Origin of the sequence: Pseudomonas sp. Pseusp88 (genome assembly GCF_047303955.1) — a bacterium.
Classification (GTDB): Bacteria; Pseudomonadota; Gammaproteobacteria; order Pseudomonadales; family Pseudomonadaceae; genus Aquipseudomonas.
This window is the reverse complement of sequence record NZ_JBGLYM010000015.1, coordinates 45,296-72,084: the sequence shown is the minus strand read 5'-3', so window position 1 is coordinate 72,084 and position 26,789 is coordinate 45,296. Positions and strand designations below refer to the sequence as shown.

Sequence of the window (26,789 nt, the reverse complement as noted above, 5' to 3'; positions counted from 1 at the left end):
TATGAAGGACAGCGCTGTCACAAGGGGGTGAAAATTATGTAGTGCCGTTCGATCTGATAGCCGCGCATTGCTCATAAACAAAGGCGCGGTCATAATGTAGCCCCTTTTTTCAGCCCCTACATGTGGAAGGTTCCCGTGACTCAGAAGCCCGACCAGTGTCTTGGTGAGTGGATTGATCGTGAAGCGCTTGCCGAAGCGATGATTCCTCTTATTGGACAGCTCTACCGCAATAACAATGTGGTGAGTTCGATCTACGGCCGTAGCCTGATCAACCGTTCAGTGATCGCGATTCTCAAAGCCCACCGCTTTGCCCGTCATCGTCAGTCCGATGCGAGTGAGTTGTCCGTACACGAGACTTTCCCGCTCATCAAAGCGATGAGCGAGCTCAAGCTGGGGGCCGCTTCGGTGGACCTGGGCAAGCTGGCCGTCAAGTTCAAGTCCGAAGGCAATGGCCGCAGCGCCGAGCAGTTCGTACGTGACGAGCTGGCCGATGTAGTGGGTCAACAGAACGCCAATGCCCGTAAAGGTACCGACGTCGTGCTCTACGGTTTCGGCCGTATCGGTCGTCTGCTGGCACGTATCCTGATCGAGAAGACCGGTGGCGGCGACGGCCTGCGCCTGCGTGCCATCGTTGTGCGCAAGGGCGCCGAGAACGATCTGGTCAAGCGCGCCAGCCTGCTGCGTCGTGACTCGGTGCACGGTCCGTTTGATGGCACCATCACCATCGACGAAGCCAACAACACCATCACCGCGAACGGCAACCTGATCCAGGTGATCTACGCGAAGAATCCGACCGAGGTGGATTACACCCAGTACGGCATCAGCAACGCCCTGCTGGTGGACAACACCGGTGTCTGGCGTGATGCCGACGGCCTCGGCCAGCATCTGGCCTGCCCTGGCGTCGATCGGGTGGTCCTGACCGCTCCGGGCAAGGGTAAGCTGAAGAATATCGTCCACGGTATCAACCATGGCGAAATCACTGCCGATGACAAGATCATCTCGGCAGCGTCCTGCACCACCAACGCCATCGTGCCGGTGCTCAAGGCGATCAACGACAAGTACGGCATCGTCAACGGTCACGTTGAAACGGTTCACTCGTACACCAACGACCAGAACCTGATCGACAACTTCCACAAGGGCGATCGCCGTGGCCGCAGCGCCGCGCTGAACATGGTTATCACCGAGACCGGCGCCGCCACTGCCGCTGCCAAGGCTCTGCCTGAACTGGCCGGCAAGCTGACCGGCAACGCGATCCGCGTCCCGACGCCGAACGTGTCCATGGCTATCCTCAACCTGTACCTGGAAAAGAACACGACCCGCGAGGACGTGAACGAGTACCTGCGTCATACGGCGCTGTACTCCGACCTGCACAAGCAGATCGACTTCGTCAGCTCTCAGGAAGTGGTATCCACTGACTTCGTCGGCTCGCGTCACGCCGGTGTGGTCGATGCCGAAGCCACCATTGCCAACGATAACCGCATTGTCCTGTACGTCTGGTACGACAACGAATTCGGTTATAGCTGCCAGGTGGTTCGCGTAATGGAAGATATGGCAGGCGTTAACCCGCCAGCGTTTCCGCGCTAAGGGCCGCAGCTAGCGTCAGGCCGCGAGCTGCAAGCTGACATGAAAACGCCCCGACTGGTGACAGTCGGGGCGTTTTTATTGGCCGCGAAATGGCCCTGTGGGAGCGAGGCCCGGAATATGTATCGAATGTACCGGCCTCTTTGCGGGCAAACCACGCTCCCACAGACCCATTTCGCAGCCCATAAAAAATGCCCCGACTGTCACCAGTCGGGGCATTTTTGTCTTGCTGGAGGTTAATCAGCCAGCAGTTACCGCGTTTTGTGCCGCCTTGTGCGCCTGGCCGCCCTTGCGGAACAGCACCAGGGTGGCGATCAGGCCGAGGATCGCGGCGCCACTGAGCCAGATGCCCGGTGCTGCCTTGTTGTCCAGCACGTGGATCAGGTAGGTACAGGCCGCCGGGGTGAAGCCGCCGAAAGTGGCGGTCGCCAGGCTGTAGGCCAGGGAGAAACCGGTGGTGCGGACTTCGACCGGCATGATTTCGGTCAGGGACACCACCATCGCACCATTGTACGAGCCGTACAGGAACGACAGCCACAGCTCGACGATCAGCAGGTTGGCGAAGCTTGGGTTGGACGTCAGCCAGGACAGCGCCGGGTAGGCGGTGATGATAGCGAGGATGGTCGCGGCCAGCAGCAGTGGCTTGCGGCCGATCTTGTCGGACACCGAACCCATTACCGGTAGCCAGATGAAGTTGGAAATACCAACGCACACGGTTACCAGCAGGCTGTCCAGGTCAGACAGGTGCAGTTCGGTCTTGCCGAAGGTCGGAGTGTAGGCAGTGATCAGGTAGAACGACACAGTGGTCATGACTACCAGCGCCATGCCGGCGATGACCAGGCCGAAGTTCTGGCCGATGGACTTCATCACTTCGCCCATGGTCGGACGATGCTTGGCGGCACGGGCTTCGAACTCTGGGGTTTCTTCCAGGGAGCGACGGATAACGAAGATCGCCGGAACGATCATGCAGCCGACCAGGAACGGCACGCGCCAGCCCCAATCACCCATTTCAGCCGGGCTGAGCCAGTGGTTCAGGCCAACACCCAGGAGACCTGCGAATACCACCGCAGCCTGTTGGCTGGCTGATTGCCAGCTGACGAAGAAGCCCTTGCGGCCCGGTGTGGAGATTTCTGCCAGGTAGACCGACACACCACCCAGCTCGACACCGGCCGAGAAGCCTTGCAGCAGGCGGCCGACCAGGACCAGTAGCGGCGCCGCGACACCCAGGGTCGCATAACCGGGCACACAGGCGATCAGCACCGTACCCATTGCCATCATGGCCAGGGTGACGACCAGGCCTTGCTTACGGCCATGGCGGTCGATATAGGCGCCAAGAACGATGGCGCCCAATGGACGCATGAGGAAGCCGGCGCCGAAGGTCGCCAGGGACAGCATCAGGGATGCGAATTCGCTATCGGCAGGGAAGAAGGTCTTGGCAATGGCCGTGGCGTAAAAGCCGTAGACCATGAAGTCAAACATTTCAAGGAAGTTGCCGCTGACAACGCGAAATATCGCCTTGCCTTTGCCCGTATTCGAGGCCATTTTTATTTCTCACTCAGGCTGTATCGATAGGTGCTGTTGTCGTTTCAGCACGCACTGAAACGGCGCCAACCCTGTGGAATCCGTTGTATTTATGTTCCTGATTTGGCTCGGCCAAGGCTCCTTGCCTGCGCACGAGACATAGTTGTAACAATATGTGTAATGGTGGCTAAAGACAACCATTACTGGTCGGATTTGGCCGTTATGTCGCCCCTTACCTGAGCCTGGCGCTGGGCTATTAAACCGGTTGGAAATGCTTTTTCTTGAAGGCCAGGTGGCCAATTGCAGGATTTTTGGCGATTTGTGCCGCCAAGCGTTCTATGATTCGCCGCAACCGGCTTTTCGACCGATGGCACGTCACAGACTGCGTGGTAAACAGTGGCTTGTGACACGACCAAGGGTTAATGTTCGCCGCTTTGGCGCAGGTTTAGACTGCGCCTCGAAATTTCGATCCTTCATGTCGCTGGCCGCGCCATGATTTAGCCAGAGCTGCCAGAGTGGCGCCTCGGCCTGTTCTAAAGGAGTACGCATGGCTGTCTACAACTACGACGTAGTGGTATTGGGTTCCGGCCCTGCCGGTGAAGGTGCGGCGATGAACGCCGCGAAGGCGGGACGCAAGGTCGCCATGGTTGACAGCCGTCGCCAGGTCGGCGGCAACTGCACTCACCTTGGTACCATTCCCTCCAAGGCGTTGCGTCATTCGGTCAAGCAAATCATCCAGTTCAACACCAACCCGATGTTCCGGGCCATTGGCGAGCCACGCTGGTTCTCGTTCCCGGATGTGTTGAAAAGCGCCGAGGAAGTCATTTCCAAGCAGGTGACCTCGCGTACGGCCTACTACGCCCGCAATCGAGTCGATGTGTTCTTCGGTGTTGGCAGCTTTGGCGACGAGCGCACCATCAATGTGGTCTGCGGCAACGGCGTGATGGAAACACTGGTCGCGAACCAGATCATCATCGCCACCGGCTCGCGTCCTTATCGCCCGGCCGATATCGACTTTAATCACAAACGTATCTACGACAGCGACACCATCCTCAGCCTCAACCACACGCCACGCAAATTGATCATCTACGGCGCGGGCGTGATCGGCTGTGAATATGCGTCGATCTTCAGCGGTCTGGGGGTAATGGTCGAGTTGGTGGACAACCGCGAGCAGCTGTTGAGCTTCCTGGACTCGGAAATTTCCCAGGCCCTGAGTTATCACTTCAGCAACAACAACGTCATGGTTCGCCATAACGAAGAGTACGAGCGGGTCGAAGGCCTGGAAAACGGCGTGATCCTGCACCTCAAGTCCGGCAAGAAGATCAAGGCTGACGCCTTGCTCTGGTGTAACGGGCGTACCGGCAACACCGACAAGCTGGGCCTGGAAAATGTCGGCCTCAAGGCCAACGGTCGCGGCCAGATCGAAGTCGATGAAACCTATAGCACCAGTGTGCCGGGCATTTACGGTGCCGGTGACGTGATCGGCTGGCCGAGCCTGGCCAGCGCTGCCTACGACCAGGGGCGTTCAGCGGCGGGCAGTGTCGTCGACAATGGCAGCTGGCGTTTCGTCAACGATGTGCCGACCGGGATCTATACCATTCCCGAAATCAGTTCGATCGGTCAGAACGAACATGAGCTGACCCAGGCCAAGGTGCCTTACGAAGTGGGCAAGGCCTTCTTCAAGGGCATGGCGCGGGCACAGATTTCCGGTGAACGGGTCGGCATGCTGAAGATCCTGTTCCACCGCGAAACCCTGCAGGTACTGGGCGTACATTGCTTCGGTGACCAGGCGTCGGAGATTGTGCATATCGGCCAGGCAATCATGAACCAGCCCGGTGAAGCCAACTCGCTGAAATACTTCGTCAACACCACCTTCAACTACCCGACCATGGCTGAAGCCTATCGGGTAGCGGCTTACGATGGCCTCAACCGGCTTTTTTAAGCGGCTCCGGCCGGTGGCCTGAGCCGGCCGGGGAGACCGATTTCAGCGATTCCCGAGGGTGGAAGTGGCCAAACCGGGAAAGTCTGTAATCAGGCTGTCTACGCCGAAGTCGGCGAGCCTGCGCATCAGCGCGGGCTCGTTGACTGTCCACACCGAAACATGCAGCCCCTGGTTCTGTGCTTTCTTCAAGCGCTCCGGGGTGCACAGCGTCCAGTTCAACGCCAGAATCTGGCAACCGTAGTTCTGCGCGACCTTCAGCGGGTCCAGCCAGGCATATTCCGCCACCAGGCCACGGGAGATATCCGGGGTCAGCTCCTGGGCGGCGCGCAACACTTCCCGTGAACTCGAGGTGATGGTCACCTTGTCCAGCAGGCCGTGGCGCTGAACCATTTCCCGGATGGCCAGGACGGTAGTGGCGGCGCGGGTGCGCGACGCGCTTTTGACTTCCAGTTGCCAGTGTTCGAAGTCGCATTTCTCGAACAGTTCTTCCAGTCGCGGGATCGGGCAGGGGGTGACCCAGCCCGGTCCGCCCTTGCGTGCGTCGTAGGTCACCAGGTCGGCGGCCAGGTGCTCGACCACCTTGCCGCGCCGGTCGGTGGTGCGCTTGAGGGTCGGGTCGTGGATTACCATCAGCTCGCCATCGCGGGACAGGTGCAGGTCCAGCTCGCAACGGCGCACGCCGTGCTTGAGGCACTCCTGAAAGCTGGTAAGCGTGTTTTCGGGGGCTTCGCCTTTGGCGCCGCGGTGGCCGTAGATAAGGGTCACATTTACTCCTGGAGGCGGTGAGGCGCCGGTTATGCACGATCTGGTCGATTCAATCGGGTTGCGGTTTTTCTTTTTCCAGTGCCTCGCGCCGTGCCTGGGCCTGGCGTTGCAGGATATGGCGGGCGAGCAACTGGCGCTGGGTATCGGGCAGGTCAATGAAGTCGGTGCCGACATCAAAACCACCATCGGCCCGGCGCGAGCAGCGAATGACCTTGGCCATCACCATCAGGCCCGAAGCCTGGGGCATGAGCACCATCTTGAGTGACAGCAGGCCATCGACCGGCAATAGCACCGGCGAGCGGAACTGCAGGCCACCCTCGGAAATGATGACCGGCTGCGGGGCGCCGATGTGGCCCATGATGGTTTGCGCCATGACTTTGCTGAGCAGGTCGATACGCTTGCTCAGGGCCTTGAGAAAACTGTTCATCACCCGGTCGCGCTCATCCAGCTGGCGCAGCAGATGCTGGGATTCGAACTCGCTGATGTGCAGTTCGCTGAGCAGATCGAACATCACCGAACTGCTCTGCACCAGGCTCGGGTCCTGCGCTTCTTCATCCGTCAGCAGGTGAATTTCCAGTGCGACACTATCCTCGATACGGTAGTATTCGCGGCGTTCTTCTTCATCTAATGTCGACATGGTGAACCCATGATAGCGGCGGTGGTCAGAGTGTTTTGAGTTTAAAGCGCTACGATTGGACCTGCCACAAGGACGTTCCCATTCCTTCGAACAAGCCACCACATGTTCAGACCTCTTTTTGTATTCATCGGCACGCGTTACACCCGTGCAAAACGCCGTAACCATTTCGTATCTTTCATTTCCCTGACTTCCATGATTGGCCTCGCCCTCGGCGTAGTGGTGATGATAGTCGTGTTATCGGTCATGAATGGTTTCGATCATGAAATGCGTACCCGTGTCCTGGGCATGGTGCCCCACGCCACCATCGAGGCCGGCGAGCCGATCAACGATTGGCAGGCCCTGGCCGCGAAGATCAAGCAGACCCCCCAGGTCGAGGCGATTGCGCCTTTCACCCAGATGCAGGGTTTGCTGACCAACAATGGCAAGGTGCAAAAGATCCTGCTTAATGCCATCGACCCCGTGCAGGAGCGTAAAGTTTCGATCATCGACAACTTCATGCAGCAGGGGAAACTCGATGACCTGGCCCCCGGTGCGTTCGGCGTGGTCCTGGGTGACAAGGCGGCGAACAAGCTGGGCGTGGGGCTGGGCGACAAGGTGACCTTCGTCGCTCCGGAAGTCACTGTCACCCCCGGCGGGATGTTTCCGCGCATGAAGCGCTTTACCGTGGTCGGCATCTTCCATGTCGGCGCCGGTGAGCTGGACGGCTACCTGGGTATCACCAACCTCAGCGACCTGGCGCTGTTGAAGCGCTGGAAGCCGGATCAGGTTCAGGGCGTGCGCCTGAAATTCCAGAATCTGTTCGATGCACCGCGGGTTTCCTGGGAAATCGCCCAGCGTCTGGGCGAGCACAATTACTATGCCCGTGACTGGACCCGCACCCACGGCAATCTGTATCAGGCTATCGGCATGGAGAAATCCATGATCGGCCTGTTGCTCCTGCTGATAGTGGCCGTAGCGGCGTTCAACATCATTTCCACCCTGGTTATGGTGGTCAATGACAAGAAGGGCGATATCGCCATCCTGCGCACCCTGGGTTCGACACCGGGGCAGATCATGGCGATCTTCATGGTTCAGGGCACGGTGATAGGCGTCGTCGGTACCCTGATCGGCGCGGTCATCGGCATCTTTGCCGCCCTCAATGTCAGCGCGGCGATTGCCTTGCTGGAAAAGGCCATCGGCCACAAGTTTCTCAATGCGGACGTGTACTTCATCGACTACCTGCCGTCGCAACTGATGGCCCAGGACGTGTTGATGGTCTGTGGTGCCGCCTTGATCCTGAGTTTCCTCGCCACCCTGTACCCCGCCTGGCGTGCGGCGCGCACCCAGCCGGCAGAGGCGTTACGTTATGAGTGAGTCGGGCATGAGTGATAAAGCAGTTCTGAGTTGCCGCAACCTGGGCAAATCCTATGAGGAAGGCCCTGAGTCGGTAGTCGTGTTGTCCGGTCTGCAACTGGAGCTGCATCCAGGCGAGCGTGTGGCCATTGTCGGCAGTTCGGGGTCGGGTAAAAGTACCTTGCTCAACCTGCTCGGCGGCCTCGATACGCCGTCCCAGGGCAGCGTCTGGCTGGCCGGTGAAGAACTTTCGGCCCTCGGCGAAAAAGCCCGTGGCCTGCTGCGCAACCGCGCCCTGGGCTTCGTCTACCAGTTTCATCACCTGTTGCCTGAGTTCACCGCTCTGGAAAACGTGTGCATGCCGCTGTTGATCGGCCGCACGGCGATTCCGGAGGCGCGCAAGCGGGCCACGGCGTTGCTGGAGCGGGTTGGTCTCGGTCATCGCCTGGCGCACAAGCCGTCGGAGCTGTCCGGCGGCGAGCGTCAGCGGGTGGCGATCGCCCGGGCCCTGGTCAACCAGCCAGGGCTGGTGATGCTCGACGAGCCTACGGGTAACCTCGATCACCATACCGCCCAGGGCATTCAGGACCTGATGCACGAGCTGAGCACGTCTTCGCGCACGGCTTTCCTGGTGGTGACCCACGATATGAACCTGGCCAGGCAGATGGATCGCGTGTTGCGTCTTGAAGACGGACGTCTGGTCGCTGCCTGATTGCCTTTGCCCGGCGTGCTGTCTGCGCCGGGGCTGTCCTTTTTTTCACGGTGCTTTTTTCACGGGCTTCACGAATGTTCAGACCGTTAGCGATATTCATTGGTACGCGCTACACCCGCGCCAAGCGTCGCAATCACTTTATTTCGTTCATTTCGATGACCTCGATGATCGGCCTGGCACTGGGTGTGCTGGCGATGATCGTGGTGCTGTCGGTAATGAACGGTTTCCAGCAGGAAATGAGTTCGCGGATTCTCGGTATGGTGCCCCACGCGGTCATCGCCGGGGTCAAGCCCGTCGACGACTGGAAACCGGTGGCCGAGGCGGCCATGAAAAACCCGGAAGTGACGGCGGCAGTGCCCTTTACCGAAATGGACGGCATGCTTTCCTACAAGGGGGCGATGCAACCGATCCAGATCAACGGGATCGACCCGGCCCTGGAACATCAGGTGTCCATTGTCACCCAGCATATCGTTCAGGGCCGTCTGCAGGATCTGCGTCCCGGCGAGTTCGGCGTGGTCCTGGGTGAGATCACCGCTCGGCGTTTCCGCCTTAATGTCGGTGACAAGCTGACACTGATCGTGCCCGAACTGAGCGCTGCACCCGGTGGTATCACCCCGCGCCTGCAACGCTTGACCGTGGTCGGGATCTTCCGTGTCGGCGCCGAACTGGATGGCTCCATGGGGCTGGTCAACGTCGCCGATGCTGCCGAGATTCAGCACTGGCAGGCCAATCAGGTGCAGGGCGTGCGCCTTGCAGTGAAAGACCTGTACGCCGCGCCTCAGGTGTCCGCAGCCATCGCTACCGGCCTGGGCGCCGATTATCGCGCCGATGACTGGACTCATACCCAGGGCAGCCTGTTCAGCGCGATGAAAATGGAAAAGACCATGATCGGCCTGCTCTTGCTGATGATTGTCGCGGTGGCGGCGTTCAATATCATCGCCACGCTGATCATGGTGGTGAACGACAAGGGTGCGGATATCGCCATCTTGCGCACCATCGGCGCCACCCCCCGGCAGATCATGACCATCTTCATGGTCCAGGGCACGGTGATTGGGGTGATCGGCACCCTGATCGGCGGCATTCTCGGGGTTATCGCAGCGATCAACGTCAGCGCCATGGTCGCCTGGGTCGAGCGGGTCAGCGGCCAGCACATCTTTACCTCTGACGTGTACTTCATCAGTAACCTGCCGTCGGACCTGCAAACGGGCGACGTGGTGCTGATCTGCAGCGCCGGCTTTATCCTCAGCTTCCTCGCCACCCTGTACCCGGCCTGGCGTGCGGCACAGATAGAGCCGGCCCACGCCCTGCGTTACGAGTGATCATGCAGGTAGCTCGATCAGAAAGCGCGTAGTGCCCCCAGCGGATTCACAGCGAATGCTGCCGCCGTGGGCACGAATGATCGATTGGGTTATCGCCAGGCCCAGCCCGGCATGCTCACTGCCTTCCTTACGCGCCGGATCTGCCCGATAAAAACGGTCGAACAGCCGTGGCAGTATCTCCGGCGCGATGGTCGAGCCATCGTTGCTGAGGCTCAACTCTACTCCTTGCCCTGTCTGCGCCATCTTCATCGTCACCGTGCCTCCTGACGGGGTGAAGCGCAGGGCATTGTCCAGTAGATTGGATAGCGCCCGACGCAGCATGGTGCGGTCGCCCTGCAGCGTGGCTTGTCCCTCTCTTAGCAACTGAACCTGAGCCTCTTCGGCCAGAGGCGCAAAGAACTCCAGTAAGGCGTCGGCCTCATCTTCAAGGTGCAGGCTTTGCCGTGCCGGGGTGAGCAGGCCGTGATCGGCCTTGGCCAGATAGAGCATGTCATTGACCATCTGCGCCATGCCCTGCAGCTCTTCCAGATTGCCCAGCAGGGCCTCGCGATAATCCTCCACGGCCCGAGGCCGGGTGAGGATGACCTGGGTATGGGTCAGCAGGTTCGACAGTGGCGTGCGCAGCTCATGGGCGATATCGGCGGAAAACGCCGACAGCCGCTGAAAGGCGTCATCCAGGCGGGCGAGCATGGCGTTGAAGGCCTGGGTAAGTTCGGCCAGCTCGGTGGGCATTTCGTTATCGGGCAGGCGTGTGGTCAGGGAGCTGGCCGAAACGCTGGCTGCGATTTCGCTCATCTGTCGCAACGGGCGCAAGGCACTGCGGGTGGCCCAGGCGCCGAGCAGGGCAGTGGCCAGTGCCGAGAGGCCGACGGTCAGCCAGATCAACTGTTGCATGCGTTGCAGGAAGTGCTGGTGATGGGTGATATCCAGCAGCAGGGTCAGTTGCGGTGAGTCGGGCGCGTCCGCTTGCAGGGGCACGTTGTAAGTGCGGTAAGCCACCTCGGCGTTCATTAAGGTGTGCAGGCCAGAGTGGCTGGACAGGTTTTGCGGCACGGTGGACGAGCTGTCGAACCACAGCTTGCCGTCCGCGCCATTGACCCGCAGGGCCAGGTCCGGCTGGCGGCTGAGTTCGTGCTCTATGCGCGGCTGGCGCCCGGCAAAGTCTGCCACCGTGCGTACGTCTTGCAGCAGTGGGCGCAGAATCGCCAGCTTGCTGTCGAGCAATTGCTGATCGAGCTCGATGAAGTGGGCTTCGCTGGCCTGATTAAACAGCACCCCCGCCAGCAGCGAGACGACGGCAGTAGCGGCGGCGAACAGCAATGCCAGGCGGCTGCCGAGGGACAGGCGGGCGATCATGCCGGGCGTTCCTCGAGCACATAGCCCATGCCGCGCACGGTATGGATCAGTTTGTTGCTGAAATCATCATCGATCTTCAGGCGCAGACGGCGGATCGCCACCTCGATCACATTGGTATCGCTGTCGAAGTTCATGTCCCACACCTGCGAGGCAATAAGGGACTTGGGCAGCACTTCGCCCTGGCGGCGCAGCAACAATTCGAGCAGGTTGAATTCCTTGGCGGTCAGGTCGATGCGCTTGCCATTGCGTTCGACGCGCCTGCGCAACAGGTCCAGGCGCAGGTCAGCCAGTTGCAGGCTGGTTTCCTGAGGAGCGCTGCTGCCCCGTCGCAACAGGCTGCGAACCCTGGCCAGGAGTTCGGAAAAGGCGAACGGTTTGACCAGATAATCGTCGGCGCCCAATTCCAGGCCGCGCACCCGGTCTTCCACGGCATCCCGGGCGGTGAGGAACAGCACTGGAGTGTCCAGTCCGGCGCTGCGCACGGCCTGGAGGATCTGCCAGCCATTGCGGCCGGGCAGCATCACATCAAGAATCAGCAGGGCATAGTCGCCGGTCAGCGCCAGATGCTGGCCGTTGATGCCATCGCTGGCCAGTTCGGTGCTGAAGCCGGCTTCACTCAGGCCCTGATGCAGGTAGTGGCCGGTCTTGGCTTGATCTTCGACGATCAGTAATTTCATGGATGACTCGTGGCAGGTCGCAATGGTGCTTTATACGCGGACAGCGCGGGCAGGGCGTCAAGCTGACAAAGTTGTAATCTCGCCGTCAGGTGACTGCCAGTCCCAGGCCATTAACCTCAGCCCATGATTGTCGCTCATTTGGAGAAAAACCATGAGGTTGCTTGCACGTATCATGTTGGTCGCCGGGCTGTTGTCTGTCAGCCTGCCGTCCCTGGCTTCATCGACTGCCGGCTTCGCTTTCGGTCATGCCGCATCGGCCAGTCAGGCCACCCGTACCATCGAGCTGACCCTGGGTGACATGTATTTCGAGCCCAAGGCAGTTGAGGTCAAGGCTGGCGAAACCGTGCGTTTCGTACTGGTCAACAAGGGGCAGTTGCTGCATGAGTTCAACCTTGGTGACGCGGCCATGCACGCCCACCACCAGCAGGAAATGCTCAAGATGCAGCAAAGCGGCATGCTCACGCCCACCGGTATGCAGCATATGGACATGGCGCACGGCGATATGGCGGGGATGAAGCATGACGATCCCAATAGCGTATTCATCGAGCCGGGCAAGACCGCCGAGCTGACCTGGACCTTCGCCAAGGCCGCCAATCTTGAGTTTGCCTGCAATATTCCCGGGCATTATCAGGCGGGGATGGTCGGGCGGCTGACAATTTCCGACTAGAAGGCTATAAACTGCGCGGTCTATTCCGTTGCAATCCAGGTCCCGTATGCATCCCGCAGCCGAACACTCGCCGCTGGGCAAATCCAGTGAATACATCGCCACCTACACGCCGTCCCTGCTGTTCCCCATTCCGCGTACGGCGAAATGGGCCGAACTGGGCCTGACGGCGCAGACCCTGCCGTATCAGGGTGTCGATTTCTGGAACTGCTATGAGCTGTCCTGGCTGCTGCCGTCGGGCAAGCCCGTGGTGGCCATCGGTGAGTTCAGTATTCCTGCTGACTCGCCGAATATCATCGAGTCCAAATCCTTCAAGCTGTACCTCAACTCCCTGAACCAGACGGTGTTTGCCGATCGCGCGGCCTTGCAGGCGACCCTGGAGAAGGATCTGTCTGCTGCTGCGGGCAAGCCGGTGACCGTGCGTATTCGCGACCTGTCCGATATCGAGGGCGAAGGCGTGGCGGCGATGCCGGGTGCCTGCATCGATGATCTGGACATCCAGGTCAGCAGCTATGACCGGCCGCAGCCTGAGTTGTTGCGTTGTGATTCGTCACAGATTGTCGAAGAAAGCCTGCACAGCCATCTGCTCAAATCCAACTGCCCGGTCACCAGTCAGCCGGACTGGGGCAGTGTGGCCGTGGAATATCGTGGCGCAGCACTGGATCACGCCAGTCTGCTGGCCTACATCGTCAGCTTCCGCCAGCATTCGGATTTCCACGAGCAGTGTGTGGAGCGGATCTTTCTCGACCTGCAACGCTTGCTCAAGCCGGAAAAACTGACGGTCTATGCGCGCTATGTGCGCCGTGGCGGGCTGGACATCAACCCCTATCGCAGCACCGAAGCGCTGGTGGTGGATAACCGCCGGTTGGCGCGGCAGTAAGCACTGACAGAGGTGTGTTCGTTGGAGCGAGGCTTGCCCGCGAAGGCCCTGATGCGGTGTTTCAGGCAGGTCGCGGCAAGCCTCGCTCCCACGGATGCGGCTTAGACGCCGATATTGCCCAGCGTCATAACGATATTGCGCAAGGCGCCGGCGATGGCCGGGTGTTCTATTTCAAGACGCTCGATAACCAGATTGACTTGATCGACCAGGTTGGATTCCTTGGTGGCTGCTTCCAGCTCGATTTCCGATTTGATCTGAGCCATCAGGGCGAGCAGGTTTTGGCGCTCGTCTTCAGAAAGTGGCGGATTTTGGTCCAGTTGCTCGCTTAAAGCGTTGAGTTGGTCTTGTAGTTCGCGGGCAGACATGCGGTGCTCCTTCATTGATCAGTCAATCCATGGACCCTGGCCTGAGGCGAAAAGTCCATGCAGGGGTTAAGACTAATCCACTCCGGGGCCGAGCGCATGATGTTGATCAGCAATCAGGGCTTTTCCCCCTTGCTGCGACGCAGGGCAATATCGCTGAGGCAGTATTCCAGCTCACCCAGATGATCGATCACCGAATGCACGCCGAGCTTGTAAAGTTGCACGGTGGCCTGGCCGCGCAGGTATTCGTGTTCGCTCAGGGGCAGAGCCTGCCATTGTTCCGGTGACAACCCACAGAGCGGCCCGCAGGATGCCAGGCCGATGGTCCATAGACCGGCGTTGAGCCCTGATTGCAGCAGGCGTGGATCACCGCTGATCAGCACGCAGCCATCCAGTTGCGCCACCTTGAGTGCGATCAGCGCCTGCCAGCAGGCATCCGGCGCGGGCCAATCGTTGTTCGCTCGGGGGGCGGCCTTGATCCAGCTCGGCAATGACGCGGCGAGGACCTGACTGACAGAATCCGGCAGTTCATCCAGCCAGGCACAGGGAATCTTCTGACGGCTCAAACCTTGCAGTACATTCAATGCGCCGGGTGTTGCCTCAGCCTGTGATTGCAACGTTTCAGGGAGTTGCCCAGGTGTCGACTTGGCGATCTGCCGTGCTGCCTGTGCGCCAAAGTCGACCAGGCAACCGCTGAGGCCGAAAAGCAGTGCTGTAAAAGCAGGCAGGGGAGCGGCGGCAGGTGCGAGCATGGTCATCTCTTGAAAAAAAATACCTCTGCACGCTACGGGGCCTTGATGACATTGGCGTGACCACGGCAAGTCAGATATTTAAACGCGGTTTGTTCAATTGACAGATTTGAGCTTGCGCTAGTCTGCCTAATTACCCGCAGAAGGCTTTATACTTCGCAACAACTTGAAGGGGCATGGCGCTCGCTTCGTACTGATAACTAGGAGTGTCGGCTATGCCCTTGACCGGTGCAGGCTTTTTGGATCGTCTTGCGCAACTGAGTGTTTGCGCATTAGTAGCGCTGGTTCCCCTGGCCGCCCAGGCTGCAGATGAAGATCCATGGGAAGGCGCCAACCGCCTGATCTTCCGCTTCAACGATACTGTCGACACCTACGCCCTGAAACCCATCGCCCAGGGCTATCAGTACATCACCCCGCAATTCGTGGAAGACGGCGTACACAACTTCTTCCAGAACATCGGCGATGTGAAAAACCTGGCCAACAATGTCTTGCAGGGCAAGCCTGCGGCGGCTGGTGTTGATACCGCGCGCCTGATTTTCAACACTACCTTCGGTCTGCTGGGCTTTATCGACGTGGGCACCAAGATGGGCCTGCAGCGCAGCGACGAAGATTTCGGCCAGACCCTGGGCCGTTGGGGCGTGCCATCGGGTCCATACGTAGTGTTGCCACTGCTGGGCCCGAGCACCGTGCGTGACGCCGTTGCCAAGTACCCGGACAGCTACACCGGTCCCTACCCGTACATGAACGACATGTCGGCCCGCAACACGATGTTCGGCATCAATATCGTCGACACCCGGGCCAGCCTGCTATCGGCTGAACGCCTGATCACCGGCGACAAATACATTTTCATCCGCAACGCTTACCTGCAGAACCGTGAGTTCAAGGTTCAGGACGGCAACGTCAAAGACGACTTCTGAGTTTTCGCGGCGTAAAAAAGGCGACCCTGGGGTCGCCTTTTTTTGTATGGATTTGTGAACCCGTTCCGCTTCCGTTCACTTCATGGCGAGAATATTGAGCCCCAGTTTCTGGGCGCCTGAGCCTTCGTCGGTGACCCAGACGACTTCTGTATCGGCTTCCAGACCGCGCAATGCCGGATGATCGGAGTCGATGCTCACACTGACCTTGTCGCCGACCTTGAACGCCTTGGGCGCCTGAATCTGCATGCCCGAGCTCGACAGATCAATGCATACAGCAGGAATGATCTGCCCTGCATACAACAGGTTGATGTCGGCATCAACGCGCATACGGATGTAATCTCGTTTTTCTTCGTAGTTGCGATCGTTGGAGCTCATGATGCGTCCTTCACTTTTCATTGCTGATTTATGGGTTCTTATAACTCTCGGCGATTTGCGATGTAAAGACACAAGTCGAGGGTGGCCGTACGCTTGAAACGCCCGGCGGATGGGAGTACCGTCTGCGCCTTGAAGGGCACCTCTGAAACTTCGACGCAATGGGATCCAAAGTACGATCCCCGAAGTGACAGAGAGGCTAGAAGCGAATCCAGTAGACGGTCGGCCGTCTACGCCAACCTACTCTGGCGCCGTTTGCCCACATGCAAAAAACCAGTGCCACGCTACTGATAATCGATGACGACGAAGTGGTGCGCGCGAGTCTCGCCGCCTATTTGGAAGACAGTGGCTTCAACGTCCTGCAAGCCAGCAACGGCATGCAGGGCGTACAGATATTCACGCAGGAAAAGCCGGATTTGGTGATCTGTGACCTGCGCATGCCGCAAATGGGCGGGCTTGAGCTGATCCGTCAGGTGACCGAGATCGCTCCGGAAACGCCGGTTATTGTCGTTTCTGGCGCTGGTGTCATGAACGATGCGGTCGAAGCCCTGCGCCTGGGAGCTGCCGATTACCTGATCAAACCCCTGGAAGACCTCGCAGTGCTCGAACACTCGGTTCGTCGGGCGCTGGATCGTGCGCGCCTGTTGGTAGAGAACCAGCAGTACCGCAAGAAGCTGGAAACGGCCAACCGTGAGCTGGAAGCCAGCCTGCACCTGTTGCAGGAAGACCAGGACGCCGGTCGTCAGGTGCAGATGAACATGCTGCCGACCAGCCCGTGGAGCATCGACGAGTTCCAGTTCGCTCACGAGATCATTCCTTCGTTGTATCTGTCCGGTGATTTCGTCGACTACTTCCGTGTCGACGAGCGCCGGGTGGCCTTCTATCTGGCCGATGTGTCCGGGCATGGTGCTTCTTCGGCGTTCATTACCGTCCTGCTCAAGTTCATGACCACACGCCTGCTGTTCGAATCCAAGCGCGGCGGCACCTTGCCGGAGTTCCAGCCTTCCGAAGTGCTGGGGCATATCAACCGGGGCCTGATCAGCTGCAAGCTGGGCAAGCATGTGACCATGGTCGGCGGGGTGATTGATGAGGAAAGCGGCAAGCTGACCTACGCCGTTGGCGGCCATTTGCCATTACCGGTTCTGTACACACCGGGTGAATCCCGCTACCTTGAAGGTCGGGGCCTGCCGGTGGGACTGTTCAACGAAGCGACTTACCAGGACCATGTGCTGGACTTGCCCGAGTCCTTTAGTCTGACATTGCTCTCAGATGGCATTCTGGATCTTTTGCCGGGTGATACACTCAAAGAGAAAGAAGCCATTTTGCCTGAACTGGTAAAAACGGCGGGCGGCAGCCTGGATGGTCTGCGTGAGATTTTTGGATTGGCCACGCTAGGGGAGATGCCGGATGATATCGCCTTGTTAGTGTTGAGCAGGAACCTTTAATGAGTACCGGTAGAATCCAGTTTGCCGAGCAGGAAGGCACCTTTGTCCTGAAGTTCGTGGGTGAAGTACGTCTGACACTGTGCTCGGCTTTGGATGCGACTATCGAGCGAATCTTCACCGCGTTGAATTTTTCGACCGTGGTGATCGATTTGACCGAAACCCGCAGCATTGACAGCACAACGCTTGGCCTGCTGGCCAAGCTCTCCATTTTGTCGCGTCAGAAGGTCGGGCTGCTGCCCACGGTTGTCACCACCCACGAAGACATCACGCGGCTATTGCAGTCCATGGGCTTCGATCAGGTGTTCAACATCGTCGACCGACCGATCCCGCGCCCCGAGTGTCTGACGGACCTGCCGTCCCAGGACCAGTGCGAGGACGTGGTCAAGGCCAAGGTATTGGAAGCACACAAAATCCTCATGGGCCTGAACGACTCCAATCGTGAGGCGTTTCATGACCTGGTCAATGCCCTGGAAGGGCAGCGTTAGAACGGTTCTGTACATTATCCGTAGGCGCTGCCCAAGGCTGCGAACGGGTTCTGCCTGATATACCGCTTTCGCAGCCTTCGGCAGCTCCCACCCGATCATGATCACATGTTATGGGTCGATGCCAGATCAACAGGTACAAAAAAGGGCGGCACCCGCAAAGGTGCCGCCCTTTTAGTCATGCACTCAAGCCTTTGCGGAAAGCAACGCTTCGAGTTTTTCCTGGTCACGGGCGAACTGGCGGATGCCCTCAGCCAGTTTCTCGGTAGCCATGGCGTCCTCGTTCGACGCCCAGCGGAACTGGCTCTGGGTGAGCTTCTGCGCAGCCTTGGCTTCGCCGGTAGTGCCTGGGGTCAGCTTGCGCTGCAGGGTGCCGGTGTCTTCTGCCAGCTTGTGCAGCAAGTCAGGGCTGATGGTCAGGCGATCACAACCAGCCAGTTCTTCGATCTGGCTCAGGTTACGGAAGCTGGCGCCCATGACGACGGTCTTGTAGTCATTTTTCTTGTAGTAGTTGTAGATACGGGTAACCGACTGTACGCCCGGATCTTCAGCGCCTACATAGTCCTTGCCTTCGGCTTTCTTGTACCAGTCGTAGATACGACCGACGAACGGCGAGATCAAAAACACACCGGCTTCGGCACAGGCGACGGCCTGGGCGAAGGAGAACAGCAGGGTGAGGTTGGTCTGGATACCGTCCTTTTCCAGGCGCTCGGCGGCACGGATGCCTTCCCAGGTCGAGGCCAGCTTGATCAGGATGCGCTCGCGGCCGATGCCGGCTTCATCGTACAGGCCGACCAGGCGGTTGGCGCGGGCATAACAGGCTTCTTCGTCGAACGACAGACGCGCATCCACTTCGGTGGAGACACGGCCCGGCACGACCTTGAGGATTTCCTGGCCGATGGCCACGCCGAAACGGTCGCAGGCCAGACCGATATCGCCCTTGCTGCCAGCGAACGCGGCTTTCAGGCGTTCGGCGTTGCTTTCGCTGGACGCCGCCTTGAGCAGCAGGGACGGGTTGGTGGTCGCGTCGACGGGCTTGATCTTCTCGATGGCAGCGAAATCGCCAGTATCTGCGACAACCGTGGTGAATTGTTTGAGTTGTTCCAGCTTGGAAGTCATGAGTGTGCTCTGTCCTGTAGGTTGAGTGACATTACCCCAGCGTTATCGGTCGCTCAAGGCTGAACCGACAACGGCATAACTGATTCCCGTGGTGCGCATTTGCGCAAACGCAGACAGGGTTGGAGCCCCATGCTCGCCACTTGTTCCCTTTATCGGCCTTCGAGCAACTGCGCCGCCTGATCCAGCAAGCCGAGGGGGTCGTCGGTCTTGTGGATATCCACCGACAGCAACTGACGGAAACGCCGTGCCCCCGGGAAGCCCGTGCCCAGCCCCAGCACATGGCGGGTGATGTGATGCATGGCGCCGCCTGTACGCAAATGCTCGGCGATATAAGGGCGCAATGCCGATAACGCCTGAGCCCGGGAAATGACCGGTGCGCTGCTGCCAAACAGTTGCTGATCGACTTCGGCCAGCAGATACGGGTTGTGATACGCCTCGCGCCCGAGCATCACGCCGTCAAACACCTTCAGGTGCTCGTGGCATTGCTCCAGGGTCTTGATTCCGCCGTTGAGAATGATCTCCAGATCCGGGAAGTCCGCTTTCAGGCGCGCCACCACATCGTAGCGCAACGGCGGAATATCGCGATTCTCCTTGGGCGACAGCCCTTCGAGAATGGCAATTCGCGCATGCACGGTAAAACTGGTGCAACCGGCCTCGCGCACTGTGCCGACGAACTCGCACAATTGCTCATAACTGTCCCGGCCGTTGATGCCGATGCGATGCTTGACCGTGACCGGAATCGACACCGCATCACGCATGGCTTTTACACAGTCGGCCACCACCTGCGGATGTCCCATCAGCACCGCGCCGATCATATTGTTCTGCACCCGGTCACTGGGGCAACCGACGTTCAGGTTGACCTCGTCGTAGCCCACATCCTGCGCCATTCGCGCGCACGCCGCCAAATCCGCTGGCACACTGCCGCCCAACTGTAACGCCAGCGGGTGCTCATCCTGGTGATAACGCAAAAAACGTTCGCTATCGCCATTGAGCAGCGCACCGGTGGTGACCATCTCGGTGTAGAGCAGGGTATGGCGGGAGAGCAGGCGCAGGAAGAAGCGGCAGTGACGGTCGGTCCAATCCATCATCGGTGCAACGGAGAACCGTCGAGACACTGGAAGCCTTGTATTGTCTGGGCTGGAGGCGATATTTGGTAACATATTGGTCAACGTGTTTTTACCACTTTTCGGGGTGTTTTCAGGGGCGTGTACCACGCAGATCCCTATCAGAAAACAAGAGTGCGCCAGTTTACCAAGAGCGGCAGCGGTTCGCCCTGAAAGCGGGCTACCTAGAACGAAAAATGCTCCGCATCTTTCAATGTGGAGCATTCGTCATCAGGCGTTGCCCGATTTGTGACCGATAAACCAGTCATCGATCATCTCGTTCAATCTCTTCCCCGAGAAACTCGCGAAGTGGCCGCCGTGCACGGTACGCACTGGTAGTTGACGCAAGCTTTGCAGGCTGTTGGCGTAGTCGGTGATGTCGGAGTGGTAGGCGTCTTCGATCAGCGGGCCGTCATAGATGATTTCGCCGCTGAACAAGGTCTGGGTGCTGGCTTCCCACAGGCTGATGCCGCCCGGGGAGTGCCCGGGAGTGTGCAGGACTTGCAGCACGCGGTCGCCCAGGTCGATGATGTCGCCTTCGTCGACCAGGCGCGTGGCCGGGGCCGCCTTGACCTGGTACTCGGTGTAGCACAGCGGGCAGTCCGGGTGGGCTTCAAACATCTCGTCGCCCACGTAGGGATCGGCCAGGGTCGCGGTCCGGGTCGGCGTCGCGAGGATATGGGCCTCGGCCGGATGGACCAGGCGTTCGCTGAACTCGTGATGCCCGGCGATATGATCGAAATGGGTGTGGCTCGCCACCGCCAGCAGTGGCCGCTCAGTCAGCCAGGGCAGTTGCTCGCGCAGGCTGACCACGCCCGACCCCGTGTCGATCAGCACGTCACGGTCACGGCCCTGGATGTGCCAGAGATTGCAGCGATAAAACGGCCGAACCCACGGCTCGTGGATCAGGCTGACGCCGTCGGCACGTTTCTGCACTTCAAACCACTGGTCACGGGTAACGATTTTCACGGTTCTGCGCTCAGGTTGCCCGGCAGTGCGCTGTCGCTGTCGGGCGCGGTGACATGACGCGGGCCATACACGGCCTCGGGTTCGGGGAACAACTGTAGCAGGCCCAGGTACAGGACGGCTGCAAGCCCGAGGGTGATCGGCAGACTGATATCGATGCCGCCGGCCAGTTCACCGAGGGCGCCGACAAACTGCCCCGGCAGGTTAACGAAACACAGGCCGACCATCGCGCTGGGAATCCATGCGCCCAGGCCACGCCAGTTCCAGCCGTGATGAAACCAGTAGCGGCCGCCGCTCTCGCCGCGGGTGAAAACCTGCAAATCCTGTGGGTCGTACCAGCCGCGACGTTTTACCAGGCCGATGATCATGATGATGATCCACGGGCTGGTGCAGGTGATGATCAGCACCGCGAAGGTCGACATGCTCTGCACCAGATTGAAGGTGAAGCGGCCTACGAAGATAAAGATGATGGACAGCACGCCGATCAGCACCGTGGCCTGGGCCCGGCTGAGCAGGCGCGGTGCCAGACTCGACATGTCCAGGCCGGTGCCATACAGGGAAGTCCCGCCGGTGGACAGGCCGCCGATCACGGCGATCAGGCACACCGGCAGGAAGAACCAGCCGGGCGAGATCGCCAGCAGACCGCCGACATAGTTGTTCTGGGCGATGTAGTCCGGTGCCTGGACGGCGACGATGGTGGCGGTGGCCAGGCCAAACACGAACGGGATAAAGGTTGCGACCTGGGCCAGTATGACCGCTCCCATGATCCGCAGTTTCGACGTGTCGCGGGGGATGTAGCGGGCCCAGTCACCAAGGAAGGCGCCGAAGGAGACCGGATTGCTCATTGCCACCAAAGCAGCGCCAATGAACGCGGCCCAGAAGCCGGGTTGCCCATGGCTGACAGTACCGGCGTAGCTGGCGTCGAACGGCCCGGCAAAGGCGAAGATACCCAGCAGGAACAGCAGGCTGGAGGCGGTCACGGCGACCTTGTTCACGGCCAGCAGCTCGCGGATGCCGTAAATGCAAACGATCAACACCAGTACGGCGAACAGGCCGTAGGCGATACCCAGGCTCAGGTCGGTTTCCGGCAGATCGAACAGGCGCTTGGCACCGCCGATCAGGGCGTCACCGGAACTCCAGACCGACAGGGAGAAAAAGGCGATGGCGGTCAGCAGTGAGAGGAACGAACCGATAATGCGCCCGTGCACGCCGAAATGAGCGCCGGACGATACGGCGTTGTTGGTGCCGTTAAGCGGACCGAACAGGCCCATGGGGGCCAGGATCAACGCGCCGAACAGTACGCCAAGGACGATGGAGCAAAGACCGGCCTGGAATGACAGGCCGAAAAGTACCGGGAAGCTGCCCAGTACTGCGGTGGAGAAGGTATTGCTGCCGCCGAAGATCATGCGAAACAGATCGAAGGGGGATGCTGTACGCGCGTTGTCGGGGATCTGCTCGACGCCGAAACTTTCAATCCGGGTCTGATGGGACTCGCTCATGTTGTCGCCTTCCTGTGCCGGTCACTGGACTTGTACGGCATCCGTTCGGGTGCCATTTTTTAGCCTGCGCGATGCGCAAGGTGTGGGGGCAGTTGCGAAAGTGTGTTGTCAGAGGTGTGGCCAATCCACTTCTAGGAACGGTTTTGGCGCTGCCTGCATGGAAGTCATGCAGCACGCCCGGAGAGTGTGCAAAGGCCGAGGAAATTTAAATCGTAAGGAGGAAATACTTAGTTCAGGAATCAATGAAGTGAAAACAGGGGGCGGCAGATTGCGTCGTTTGTACCGCATGGCGCATTCATCAAGGCGCGTTCGCTGCTCTGATAGAATACGGCCCCTCGATAAACAGAGGGGTATCCCATGAGCGAACCGGTCCGTTTGACCCAGTACAGCCACGGCGCCGGGTGCGGCTGCAAGATCTCGCCCAAGGTGCTGGAGGTGATCCTTGCCGGCAGCGGTGCGCAGAATCTCGATCCACGCTTGTGGGTGGGCAACGCTTCGCGCGATGACGCTGCGGTCTACGCCATTGATGAAGAACGCGGCGTGGTGTCCACGACCGATTTCTTTATGCCTATCGTCGATGATCCTTACGATTTCGGTCGCATTGCTGCCACCAACGCCATCAGCGATATCTACGCCATGGGCGGCGATCCGATCATGGCCATTGCGATTCTGGGCTGGCCGGTCAATCTGCTGGCACCGGAAATCGCCCGCGAGGTGATTCGCGGCGGCCGTGCGGTGTGCGATGCCGCCGGTATTCCATTGGCGGGGGGGCATTCCATCGATGCGCCGGAGCCGATTTTCGGTCTGGCGGTCACGGGGCTGGTGGAGAAGCGTTTCATGAAGCGCAACGACACTGCCACCCTCGGCTGCACCCTTTATCTGACCAAGCCCCTGGGTATCGGCGTGCTCACCACTGCCGAGAAAAAAGGCCTGTTGCGCGATGCTGATGTCGGTCTGGCCCGGGATCAGATGTGCACCCTTAATACTGCGGGCAGCCGCTTTGGCAAGCTGGCCGGGGTCAAGGCGATGACAGATGTCACCGGTTTCGGCCTGCTCGGTCACCTTGTCGAAATGGCCGACGGCAGCCAGTTGACCGCGCGCATCGATGCCAATGCCGTGCCGCGTCTGGCCAGCGTTGATTATTACCTTGAGCAAGGCTGTGTACCGGGTGGCACCCTGCGCAATTTTGACAGCTATGGCGAGCGTGTCGGCCCGCTGACCGAGGCACAAAAGCATCTGCTCTGTGATCCCCAGACCAGTGGCGGCTTGCTGGTGGCCGTGGCGCCGGAGAGTGAGACTGAGTTCCTGCAAGTCGCCGCCGGACTGGGCCTGGCCCTGCGTCCCATCGGTACGCTGAACGAGCGACAGACCCATGCCGTCGAGGTGTTCTGATGCGCGATAACAGCGCCGATCTGCAACATATTTTCTTGAATGACATCCCGTTGATGGACGTGCGCGCGCCGGTGGAGTTCACCAAGGGCGCCTTCGCCCAGGCTATCAATCTGCCGCTGATGAATGATGCCGAGCGCGAGGCCGTTGGCACCGCCTACAAGCAACAGGGTCAGCAGACCGCCATCGAACTGGGCCATCGGTTGGTGTCCGGCGCGACCCAGCAGGCGCGTATCGAAGCCTGGGCCGACTTTGCCCGGCGTCAGCCTGAAGGTTACCTGTATTGCTTTCGTGGCGGCCTGCGCTCGCAGATCACCCAACAGTGGCTCAAGGACATAGCGGGTATTCCCTACCCGCGTGTACTGGGCGGCTACAAGGCCATGCGTACTTTCCTCATCGAAACCACCGAACGGGCGGTGGCGGAGTGCGAGTTGGTGTTGATCGGCGGCTTGACCGGTTCGGGCAAGACCGAAGTGCTGGTCGAGCTGGACAATGGCCTGGACCTTGAGGGCCACGCCAATCATCGCGGCTCCAGTTTCGGCAAGCGCGTCAGCGGTCAGCCGGGGCAGATCGACTTTGAAAATGCCCTGGCCGTGGACATCCTCAAGAAACGCCATCGCGGTGCCGAGTCTCTGGTACTCGAGGATGAAGGCCGCGCCATCGGCAGTCGTGCAGTGCCCTTGTCGTTATACCGGCAGATGCAGGCTGCGCCCCTGGTGTGGTTGCAGGACAGTGTCGAGCGCCGGGTTGAACGGATTCTCAAGGATTATGTGATCGACCTGTGCGCCGAGTTTGTCGCGGCGCACGGTCTGGAAGCCGGGTTCAACGCCTTCGCCGAACGCTTGCGCCAGAGCCTGGCGAGCAATCTCAAGCGCCTGGGCGGTGAGCGCTATCAGCGCCTGGCGGCGATCATGGACAGCGCCCTGCAGGCGCAGCAGGCCACGGGGCAGGTGGATAACCACCGGCAATGGATCGAAGTATTGCTTAACGAATACTACGATCCCATGTACGCCTACCAGCGTGACAGCAAGGCCAAGCGCATCGAGTTTGCCGGTGATCATGGGGCGGTCAGGGAGTATCTGCGCCAGCGGCGTCGGGCCTGATGCTCATCTGGACCGTTGGAGCGAGGCTTGTGTTTTGCTACAGCAACAAGCCACCCACAATCCCGCTGACTATGCCCACCAGCATGGTCAGCAGCGCGACCGCCACCAGCACCCGGCGATCAAAGGATTTACGCAGCATCAACAGCGATGGCAGGCTGACGCTGGGCAAGGTCATCAACAGTGCCACTGCCGGAGCAGTGCCGAGGCCCAGACCCATAAGGGTCTGCACAATGGGGATTTCCGCTGCCGTGGGGATCACGAACAGAGTGCCGACGATTGCCAGGGGCACCAGCCACAGCCAACCATTGCCCATGGCCCCATCGACGTGGGGAAACAGCCAGACCCGCGCCGCGCCGAGAATCAACACCGCCAGTACATAGATCGGGATCGTGGTCCAGAACAGCTGCCACAGGGTCTTCATCCAGCGTGTCAGCAGGCTGCCGCTGTCGGCGTTGCTGGCGATCTCGACGGCTTCCACGGCCGCTTCCGGCAGGACCTCTGGTCGTGAGATGCGCTGGGCGAACAGTGACACCCCCAGCACCAGCACGATCCCGGCCACCAGGCGCAGGGCGCTGAATTGCCAGCCGAGTACAAAGCCCATGAAGATCAATGTCGCCGGGTTGAGCACCGGATTGGCGATCCAGAACGCCAGGGCCGCGCCCACCGACACATTTTGCCGGCGCAGCCCGGCTGCTACCGGCGCCGCGCAGCAACTGCACATCATGCCCGGCAGGGCGAACAGCCCGCCGCGCAGGGTGGAGCCCAAGCCAGCCTTGCCGAACACCCGCAGCAACCAGTCGCGCGGGATCAAAACCTGCACCAGTGAGCCAAGGATCACCGCCAATACAGCGGCTTTCCAGATGGCCAGGAAGTACACCTGGGCATAGGCCAGCGCCGCCGCAATGGGCGATGCCGGGTTATCGTTGATGATTGAGCCACCAATGCTATGGCTATCAGCCGCGACGAACGACTTGAGGTAATACGGCGACCACTTCACGTAGTACAGGCCGATCACCGCCACCAGCAGGAACAGCAGGGGTTTGTACCAGAACGCCCAGGGGCGGGAGGAAGATGGGAGTGACTGGCTGGGCATGGCGAGAATCCGTGGCGTAGACAAACACCTATGATACGCCATTGCCGTTTCAGCCAGAGCCATTGGTTGACAGAGTCAGAGCTGCTTCACTTCCTCACTGCGCACACGGGCGCTGTGCAACATATGCAGGGTGATCTTGCGTACCTCGGCCTTGCTCACGTCGATGTGTGCCTTGATCAGCCGCTGTGCTTCATCCGAGCGTCGTTGCAGGGCCGCGTTGAGAATCTGCGTATGTTCGGCATAGGTGGTGTCGATCCGCGCCTGTTGGGTGAAGTCGAGACGACGGATCACCCGGATCTTGTCGGACAGCTCGGCGTGAATGCGCGCCATCTGGGCATTGCCAGCCAGGTTCAGCAGGCTGGCATGGAATTGTTCGTCGAGCAGGATCAGTTCGTGGGCGTCGCTTGAGCGCAGGGCAGGCGCCACCTCCCAGATCGCCAGCAAGGCTTGCAGGGTTTCCTGCTGGCCAGGTGCGTTGTGTTCGCAGATGCGCTTGAGCGCGGTCTGCTCCAGAACGATGCGCACGTCGTAAAGCTCTTCGAAAAAGGTGAAGTCAAAAGGGCGCACCTGCCAGCCGGCGCGAAAGTGCACTTCCAGATAATGCTCCTGCTCCAGACGGAACAGGGCCTGGCGCACCGGCGTGCGACTGGCGTTCATGCGCTTGGCGATCTCGCCTTCGCTGAAGCGATCTCCGGGTAACAGCCGAAACTCGAAAATGTCCTGTTTGAGTTGGGCATAGATCCGTTCGGCGAGACCTTCCGGGCGTTCCTTGCCTGGGGCTGAAGCGGAGGCGAGCTGCATGTT

The 26,789-nt window shown here is 59.8% G+C and carries 26 protein-coding genes; 12 read left to right on the top strand and 14 right to left on the bottom strand.

From position 1 onward, the window contains the following. Positions 1 to 120: 120 nt before the first annotated feature. Complete coding sequence (locus ACCD02_RS18955) at positions 121 to 1,584, top strand: glyceraldehyde-3-phosphate dehydrogenase (protein ID WP_413304982.1); 1,464 nt, start codon at positions 121 to 123, stop codon at positions 1,582 to 1,584. Positions 1,585 to 1,821: 237 nt separating this feature from the next. On the opposite strand, the gene ACCD02_RS18950 is transcribed toward ACCD02_RS18955, so the two are convergent. Then, positions 1,822 to 3,123: an MFS transporter gene (locus ACCD02_RS18950; protein WP_413304980.1), complete on the bottom strand. Its 1,302-nt coding sequence runs from the start codon at positions 3,121 to 3,123 to the stop codon at positions 1,822 to 1,824. Positions 3,124 to 3,649: 526 nt separating this feature from the next. Between ACCD02_RS18950 and sthA the strand changes: the two genes are divergently transcribed. Further along, complete coding sequence (gene sthA / locus ACCD02_RS18945; protein ID WP_413304977.1) at positions 3,650 to 5,044, top strand: Si-specific NAD(P)(+) transhydrogenase; 1,395 nt, start codon at positions 3,650 to 3,652, stop codon at positions 5,042 to 5,044. A 42-nt stretch (positions 5,045 to 5,086) separates the two neighbouring features. Here the strand turns inward: sthA and ACCD02_RS18940 are convergent, their stop codons facing one another. Both ACCD02_RS18940 and ACCD02_RS18935 read right to left on the bottom strand, forming a co-directional pair. Continuing rightward, entirely contained in the window at positions 5,087 to 5,809 is a 723-nt protein-coding gene (locus ACCD02_RS18940; protein ID WP_413304974.1) for a glycerophosphodiester phosphodiesterase, read from the bottom strand. A gap of 49 nt (positions 5,810 to 5,858) precedes the next feature. Further along, positions 5,859 to 6,446, bottom strand: a complete 588-nt coding sequence (locus ACCD02_RS18935; protein WP_413304971.1) for a PilZ domain-containing protein — start codon at positions 6,444 to 6,446, stop codon at positions 5,859 to 5,861. A 102-nt stretch (positions 6,447 to 6,548) separates the two neighbouring features. Here ACCD02_RS18935 and ACCD02_RS18930 point away from each other — a divergent pair, with 102 nt between their 5' ends. The 3 genes from ACCD02_RS18930 to ACCD02_RS18920 all read left to right on the top strand — a co-directional run bounded on the left by ACCD02_RS18930 (position 6,549) and on the right by ACCD02_RS18920 (position 9,809). Beyond that, entirely contained in the window at positions 6,549 to 7,799 is a 1,251-nt protein-coding gene (locus ACCD02_RS18930; protein ID WP_413304968.1) for a lipoprotein-releasing ABC transporter permease subunit, read from the top strand. Between the two features lie 7 nt (positions 7,800 to 7,806). Further along, positions 7,807 to 8,490: a lipoprotein-releasing ABC transporter ATP-binding protein LolD gene (gene lolD, locus ACCD02_RS18925; RefSeq protein ID WP_413304966.1), complete on the top strand. Its 684-nt coding sequence runs from the start codon at positions 7,807 to 7,809 to the stop codon at positions 8,488 to 8,490. A 74-nt stretch (positions 8,491 to 8,564) separates the two neighbouring features. Further along, positions 8,565 to 9,809, top strand: a complete 1,245-nt coding sequence (locus ACCD02_RS18920; RefSeq protein ID WP_413304964.1) for a lipoprotein-releasing ABC transporter permease subunit — start codon at positions 8,565 to 8,567, stop codon at positions 9,807 to 9,809. Here the strand turns inward: ACCD02_RS18920 and ACCD02_RS18915 are convergent, their stop codons facing one another. Next, positions 9,810 to 11,162, bottom strand: coding sequence for a heavy metal sensor histidine kinase (locus tag ACCD02_RS18915; RefSeq protein ID WP_413305125.1), 1,353 nt, complete (start codon positions 11,160 to 11,162; stop codon positions 9,810 to 9,812). Further along, positions 11,162 to 11,842 carry a heavy metal response regulator transcription factor gene (locus ACCD02_RS18910; protein WP_413304962.1) on the bottom strand — a complete coding sequence of 227 codons (681 nt, stop codon included), beginning with the start codon at positions 11,840 to 11,842 and terminating at the stop codon, positions 11,162 to 11,164. Before ACCD02_RS18910 ends, ACCD02_RS18915 begins: the two co-directional genes overlap by 1 nt. Positions 11,843 to 11,993: 151 nt before the next feature. On the opposite strand from ACCD02_RS18910, the gene ACCD02_RS18905 reads away from it, so the two are divergent. Together ACCD02_RS18905 and queF are read left to right on the top strand one after the other, a co-directional pair. After that, positions 11,994 to 12,509 (top strand): plastocyanin/azurin family copper-binding protein, encoded by a 516-nt coding sequence (locus ACCD02_RS18905; RefSeq protein WP_413304960.1) that lies wholly within the window; start codon positions 11,994 to 11,996, stop codon positions 12,507 to 12,509. A 46-nt stretch (positions 12,510 to 12,555) separates the two neighbouring features. After that, positions 12,556 to 13,386 (top strand): NADPH-dependent 7-cyano-7-deazaguanine reductase QueF, encoded by an 831-nt coding sequence (gene queF / locus ACCD02_RS18900; RefSeq protein ID WP_413304958.1) that lies wholly within the window; start codon positions 12,556 to 12,558, stop codon positions 13,384 to 13,386. Positions 13,387 to 13,487: 101 nt separating this feature from the next. Here the strand turns inward: queF and ACCD02_RS18895 are convergent, their stop codons facing one another. Further along, positions 13,488 to 13,751, bottom strand: a complete 264-nt coding sequence (locus ACCD02_RS18895) for a DUF4404 family protein (RefSeq protein ID WP_413304955.1) — start codon at positions 13,749 to 13,751, stop codon at positions 13,488 to 13,490. Positions 13,752 to 13,864: 113 nt separating this feature from the next. Then, on the bottom strand, positions 13,865 to 14,500 hold the full coding sequence (locus ACCD02_RS18890; RefSeq protein ID WP_413304952.1) for an HAD family phosphatase: 636 nt from the start codon (positions 14,498 to 14,500) through the stop codon (positions 13,865 to 13,867). A gap of 212 nt (positions 14,501 to 14,712) precedes the next feature. Between ACCD02_RS18890 and ACCD02_RS18885 the strand changes: the two genes are divergently transcribed. After that, entirely contained in the window at positions 14,713 to 15,414 is a 702-nt protein-coding gene (locus ACCD02_RS18885; RefSeq protein ID WP_413304949.1) for a VacJ family lipoprotein, read from the top strand. A 75-nt stretch (positions 15,415 to 15,489) separates the two neighbouring features. On the opposite strand, the gene ACCD02_RS18880 is transcribed toward ACCD02_RS18885, so the two are convergent. Further along, the gene (locus ACCD02_RS18880; RefSeq protein ID WP_413304946.1) at positions 15,490 to 15,789 is read right to left on the bottom strand and encodes a PilZ domain-containing protein; all 300 of its coding nucleotides are present in this window, start codon (positions 15,787 to 15,789) and stop codon (positions 15,490 to 15,492) included. A gap of 260 nt (positions 15,790 to 16,049) precedes the next feature. Here ACCD02_RS18880 and rssB point away from each other — a divergent pair, with 260 nt between their 5' ends. Next, positions 16,050 to 17,231 (top strand): two-component system response regulator RssB, encoded by a 1,182-nt coding sequence (gene rssB, locus ACCD02_RS18875; protein ID WP_413304944.1) that lies wholly within the window; start codon positions 16,050 to 16,052, stop codon positions 17,229 to 17,231. Continuing rightward, on the top strand, positions 17,231 to 17,716 hold the full coding sequence (gene rssC / locus ACCD02_RS18870; RefSeq protein ID WP_259100600.1) for an anti-sigma factor antagonist RssC: 486 nt from the start codon (positions 17,231 to 17,233) through the stop codon (positions 17,714 to 17,716). The genes rssB and rssC overlap by 1 nt, the downstream gene beginning before the upstream one ends. A gap of 183 nt (positions 17,717 to 17,899) precedes the next feature. Here rssC and tal read toward each other — a convergent pair whose 3' ends face one another. The 4 genes from tal to ACCD02_RS18850 all read right to left on the bottom strand — a co-directional run bounded on the left by tal (position 17,900) and on the right by ACCD02_RS18850 (position 22,400). After that, complete coding sequence (gene tal, locus ACCD02_RS18865; RefSeq protein WP_413304941.1) at positions 17,900 to 18,832, bottom strand: transaldolase; 933 nt, start codon at positions 18,830 to 18,832, stop codon at positions 17,900 to 17,902. A gap of 149 nt (positions 18,833 to 18,981) precedes the next feature. Next, on the bottom strand, positions 18,982 to 19,992 hold the full coding sequence (gene dusA / locus ACCD02_RS18860; RefSeq protein WP_413304938.1) for a tRNA dihydrouridine(20/20a) synthase DusA: 1,011 nt from the start codon (positions 19,990 to 19,992) through the stop codon (positions 18,982 to 18,984). A gap of 174 nt (positions 19,993 to 20,166) precedes the next feature. Next, on the bottom strand, positions 20,167 to 20,904 hold the full coding sequence (locus ACCD02_RS18855; RefSeq protein ID WP_413304936.1) for an MBL fold metallo-hydrolase: 738 nt from the start codon (positions 20,902 to 20,904) through the stop codon (positions 20,167 to 20,169). Further along, positions 20,901 to 22,400, bottom strand: a complete 1,500-nt coding sequence (locus ACCD02_RS18850) for a purine-cytosine permease family protein (RefSeq protein ID WP_413304934.1) — start codon at positions 22,398 to 22,400, stop codon at positions 20,901 to 20,903. The genes ACCD02_RS18855 and ACCD02_RS18850 overlap by 4 nt, the downstream gene beginning before the upstream one ends. Before the next feature lie 357 nt (positions 22,401 to 22,757). Here ACCD02_RS18850 and selD point away from each other — a divergent pair, with 357 nt between their 5' ends. After that, complete coding sequence (gene selD, locus ACCD02_RS18845; protein WP_413304931.1) at positions 22,758 to 23,792, top strand: selenide, water dikinase SelD; 1,035 nt, start codon at positions 22,758 to 22,760, stop codon at positions 23,790 to 23,792. After that, entirely contained in the window at positions 23,792 to 24,892 is a 1,101-nt protein-coding gene (mnmH, locus tag ACCD02_RS18840; protein WP_413304928.1) for a tRNA 2-selenouridine(34) synthase MnmH, read from the top strand. Before selD ends, mnmH begins: the two co-directional genes overlap by 1 nt. A 37-nt stretch (positions 24,893 to 24,929) precedes the next feature. Here mnmH and ACCD02_RS18835 read toward each other — a convergent pair whose 3' ends face one another. After that, a complete protein-coding gene (locus tag ACCD02_RS18835; protein ID WP_413304925.1) occupies positions 24,930 to 25,985 on the bottom strand; it encodes a permease in 1,056 nt (351 codons plus the stop codon). A 75-nt stretch (positions 25,986 to 26,060) separates the two neighbouring features. Continuing rightward, positions 26,061 to 26,786, bottom strand: coding sequence for a GntR family transcriptional regulator (locus ACCD02_RS18830; RefSeq protein ID WP_413304922.1), 726 nt, complete (start codon positions 26,784 to 26,786; stop codon positions 26,061 to 26,063). Between the last annotated feature and the right edge of the window lie 3 nt (positions 26,787 to 26,789).

Bases quoted from the DNA above. Each gene is read 5' to 3' on its own strand.
- ACCD02_RS18935 (WP_413304971.1), bottom strand. From the start codon at position 6,446: ATGTCGACATTAGATGAAGAAGAACGCCGCGAATACTACCGTATCGAG.
- ACCD02_RS18835 (WP_413304925.1), bottom strand. From the start codon at position 25,985: ATGCCCAGCCAGTCACTCCCATCTTCCTCCCGCCCCTGGGCGTTCTGG.
- sthA (WP_413304977.1), top strand. From the start codon at position 3,650: ATGGCTGTCTACAACTACGACGTAGTGGTATTGGGTTCCGGCCCTGCC.
- selD (WP_413304931.1), top strand. From the start codon at position 22,758: ATGAGCGAACCGGTCCGTTTGACCCAGTACAGCCACGGCGCCGGGTGC.
- ACCD02_RS18905 (WP_413304960.1), top strand. From the start codon at position 11,994: ATGAGGTTGCTTGCACGTATCATGTTGGTCGCCGGGCTGTTGTCTGTC.
- ACCD02_RS18920 (WP_413304964.1), top strand. From the start codon at position 8,565: ATGTTCAGACCGTTAGCGATATTCATTGGTACGCGCTACACCCGCGCC.
- ACCD02_RS18895 (WP_413304955.1), bottom strand. From the start codon at position 13,751: ATGTCTGCCCGCGAACTACAAGACCAACTCAACGCTTTAAGCGAGCAA.
- ACCD02_RS18890 (WP_413304952.1), bottom strand. From the start codon at position 14,500: ATGCTCGCACCTGCCGCCGCTCCCCTGCCTGCTTTTACAGCACTGCTT.
- dusA (WP_413304938.1), bottom strand. From the start codon at position 19,992: ATGTTACCAAATATCGCCTCCAGCCCAGACAATACAAGGCTTCCAGTG.
- mnmH (WP_413304928.1), top strand. From the start codon at position 23,792: ATGCGCGATAACAGCGCCGATCTGCAACATATTTTCTTGAATGACATC.
- ACCD02_RS18955 (WP_413304982.1), top strand. From the start codon at position 121: ATGTGGAAGGTTCCCGTGACTCAGAAGCCCGACCAGTGTCTTGGTGAG.
- lolD (WP_413304966.1), top strand. From the start codon at position 7,807: ATGAGTGATAAAGCAGTTCTGAGTTGCCGCAACCTGGGCAAATCCTAT.
- rssC (WP_259100600.1), top strand. From the start codon at position 17,231: ATGAGTACCGGTAGAATCCAGTTTGCCGAGCAGGAAGGCACCTTTGTC.
- rssB (WP_413304944.1), top strand. From the start codon at position 16,050: ATGCAAAAAACCAGTGCCACGCTACTGATAATCGATGACGACGAAGTG.
- ACCD02_RS18910 (WP_413304962.1), bottom strand. From the start codon at position 11,842: ATGAAATTACTGATCGTCGAAGATCAAGCCAAGACCGGCCACTACCTG.
- queF (WP_413304958.1), top strand. From the start codon at position 12,556: ATGCATCCCGCAGCCGAACACTCGCCGCTGGGCAAATCCAGTGAATAC.
- ACCD02_RS18950 (WP_413304980.1), bottom strand. From the start codon at position 3,123: ATGGCCTCGAATACGGGCAAAGGCAAGGCGATATTTCGCGTTGTCAGC.
- ACCD02_RS18930 (WP_413304968.1), top strand. From the start codon at position 6,549: ATGTTCAGACCTCTTTTTGTATTCATCGGCACGCGTTACACCCGTGCA.
- ACCD02_RS18830 (WP_413304922.1), bottom strand. From the start codon at position 26,786: ATGCAGCTCGCCTCCGCTTCAGCCCCAGGCAAGGAACGCCCGGAAGGT.
- ACCD02_RS18880 (WP_413304946.1), bottom strand. From the start codon at position 15,789: ATGAGCTCCAACGATCGCAACTACGAAGAAAAACGAGATTACATCCGT.
- ACCD02_RS18885 (WP_413304949.1), top strand. From the start codon at position 14,713: ATGCCCTTGACCGGTGCAGGCTTTTTGGATCGTCTTGCGCAACTGAGT.
- ACCD02_RS18850 (WP_413304934.1), bottom strand. From the start codon at position 22,400: ATGAGCGAGTCCCATCAGACCCGGATTGAAAGTTTCGGCGTCGAGCAG.
- tal (WP_413304941.1), bottom strand. From the start codon at position 18,832: ATGACTTCCAAGCTGGAACAACTCAAACAATTCACCACGGTTGTCGCA.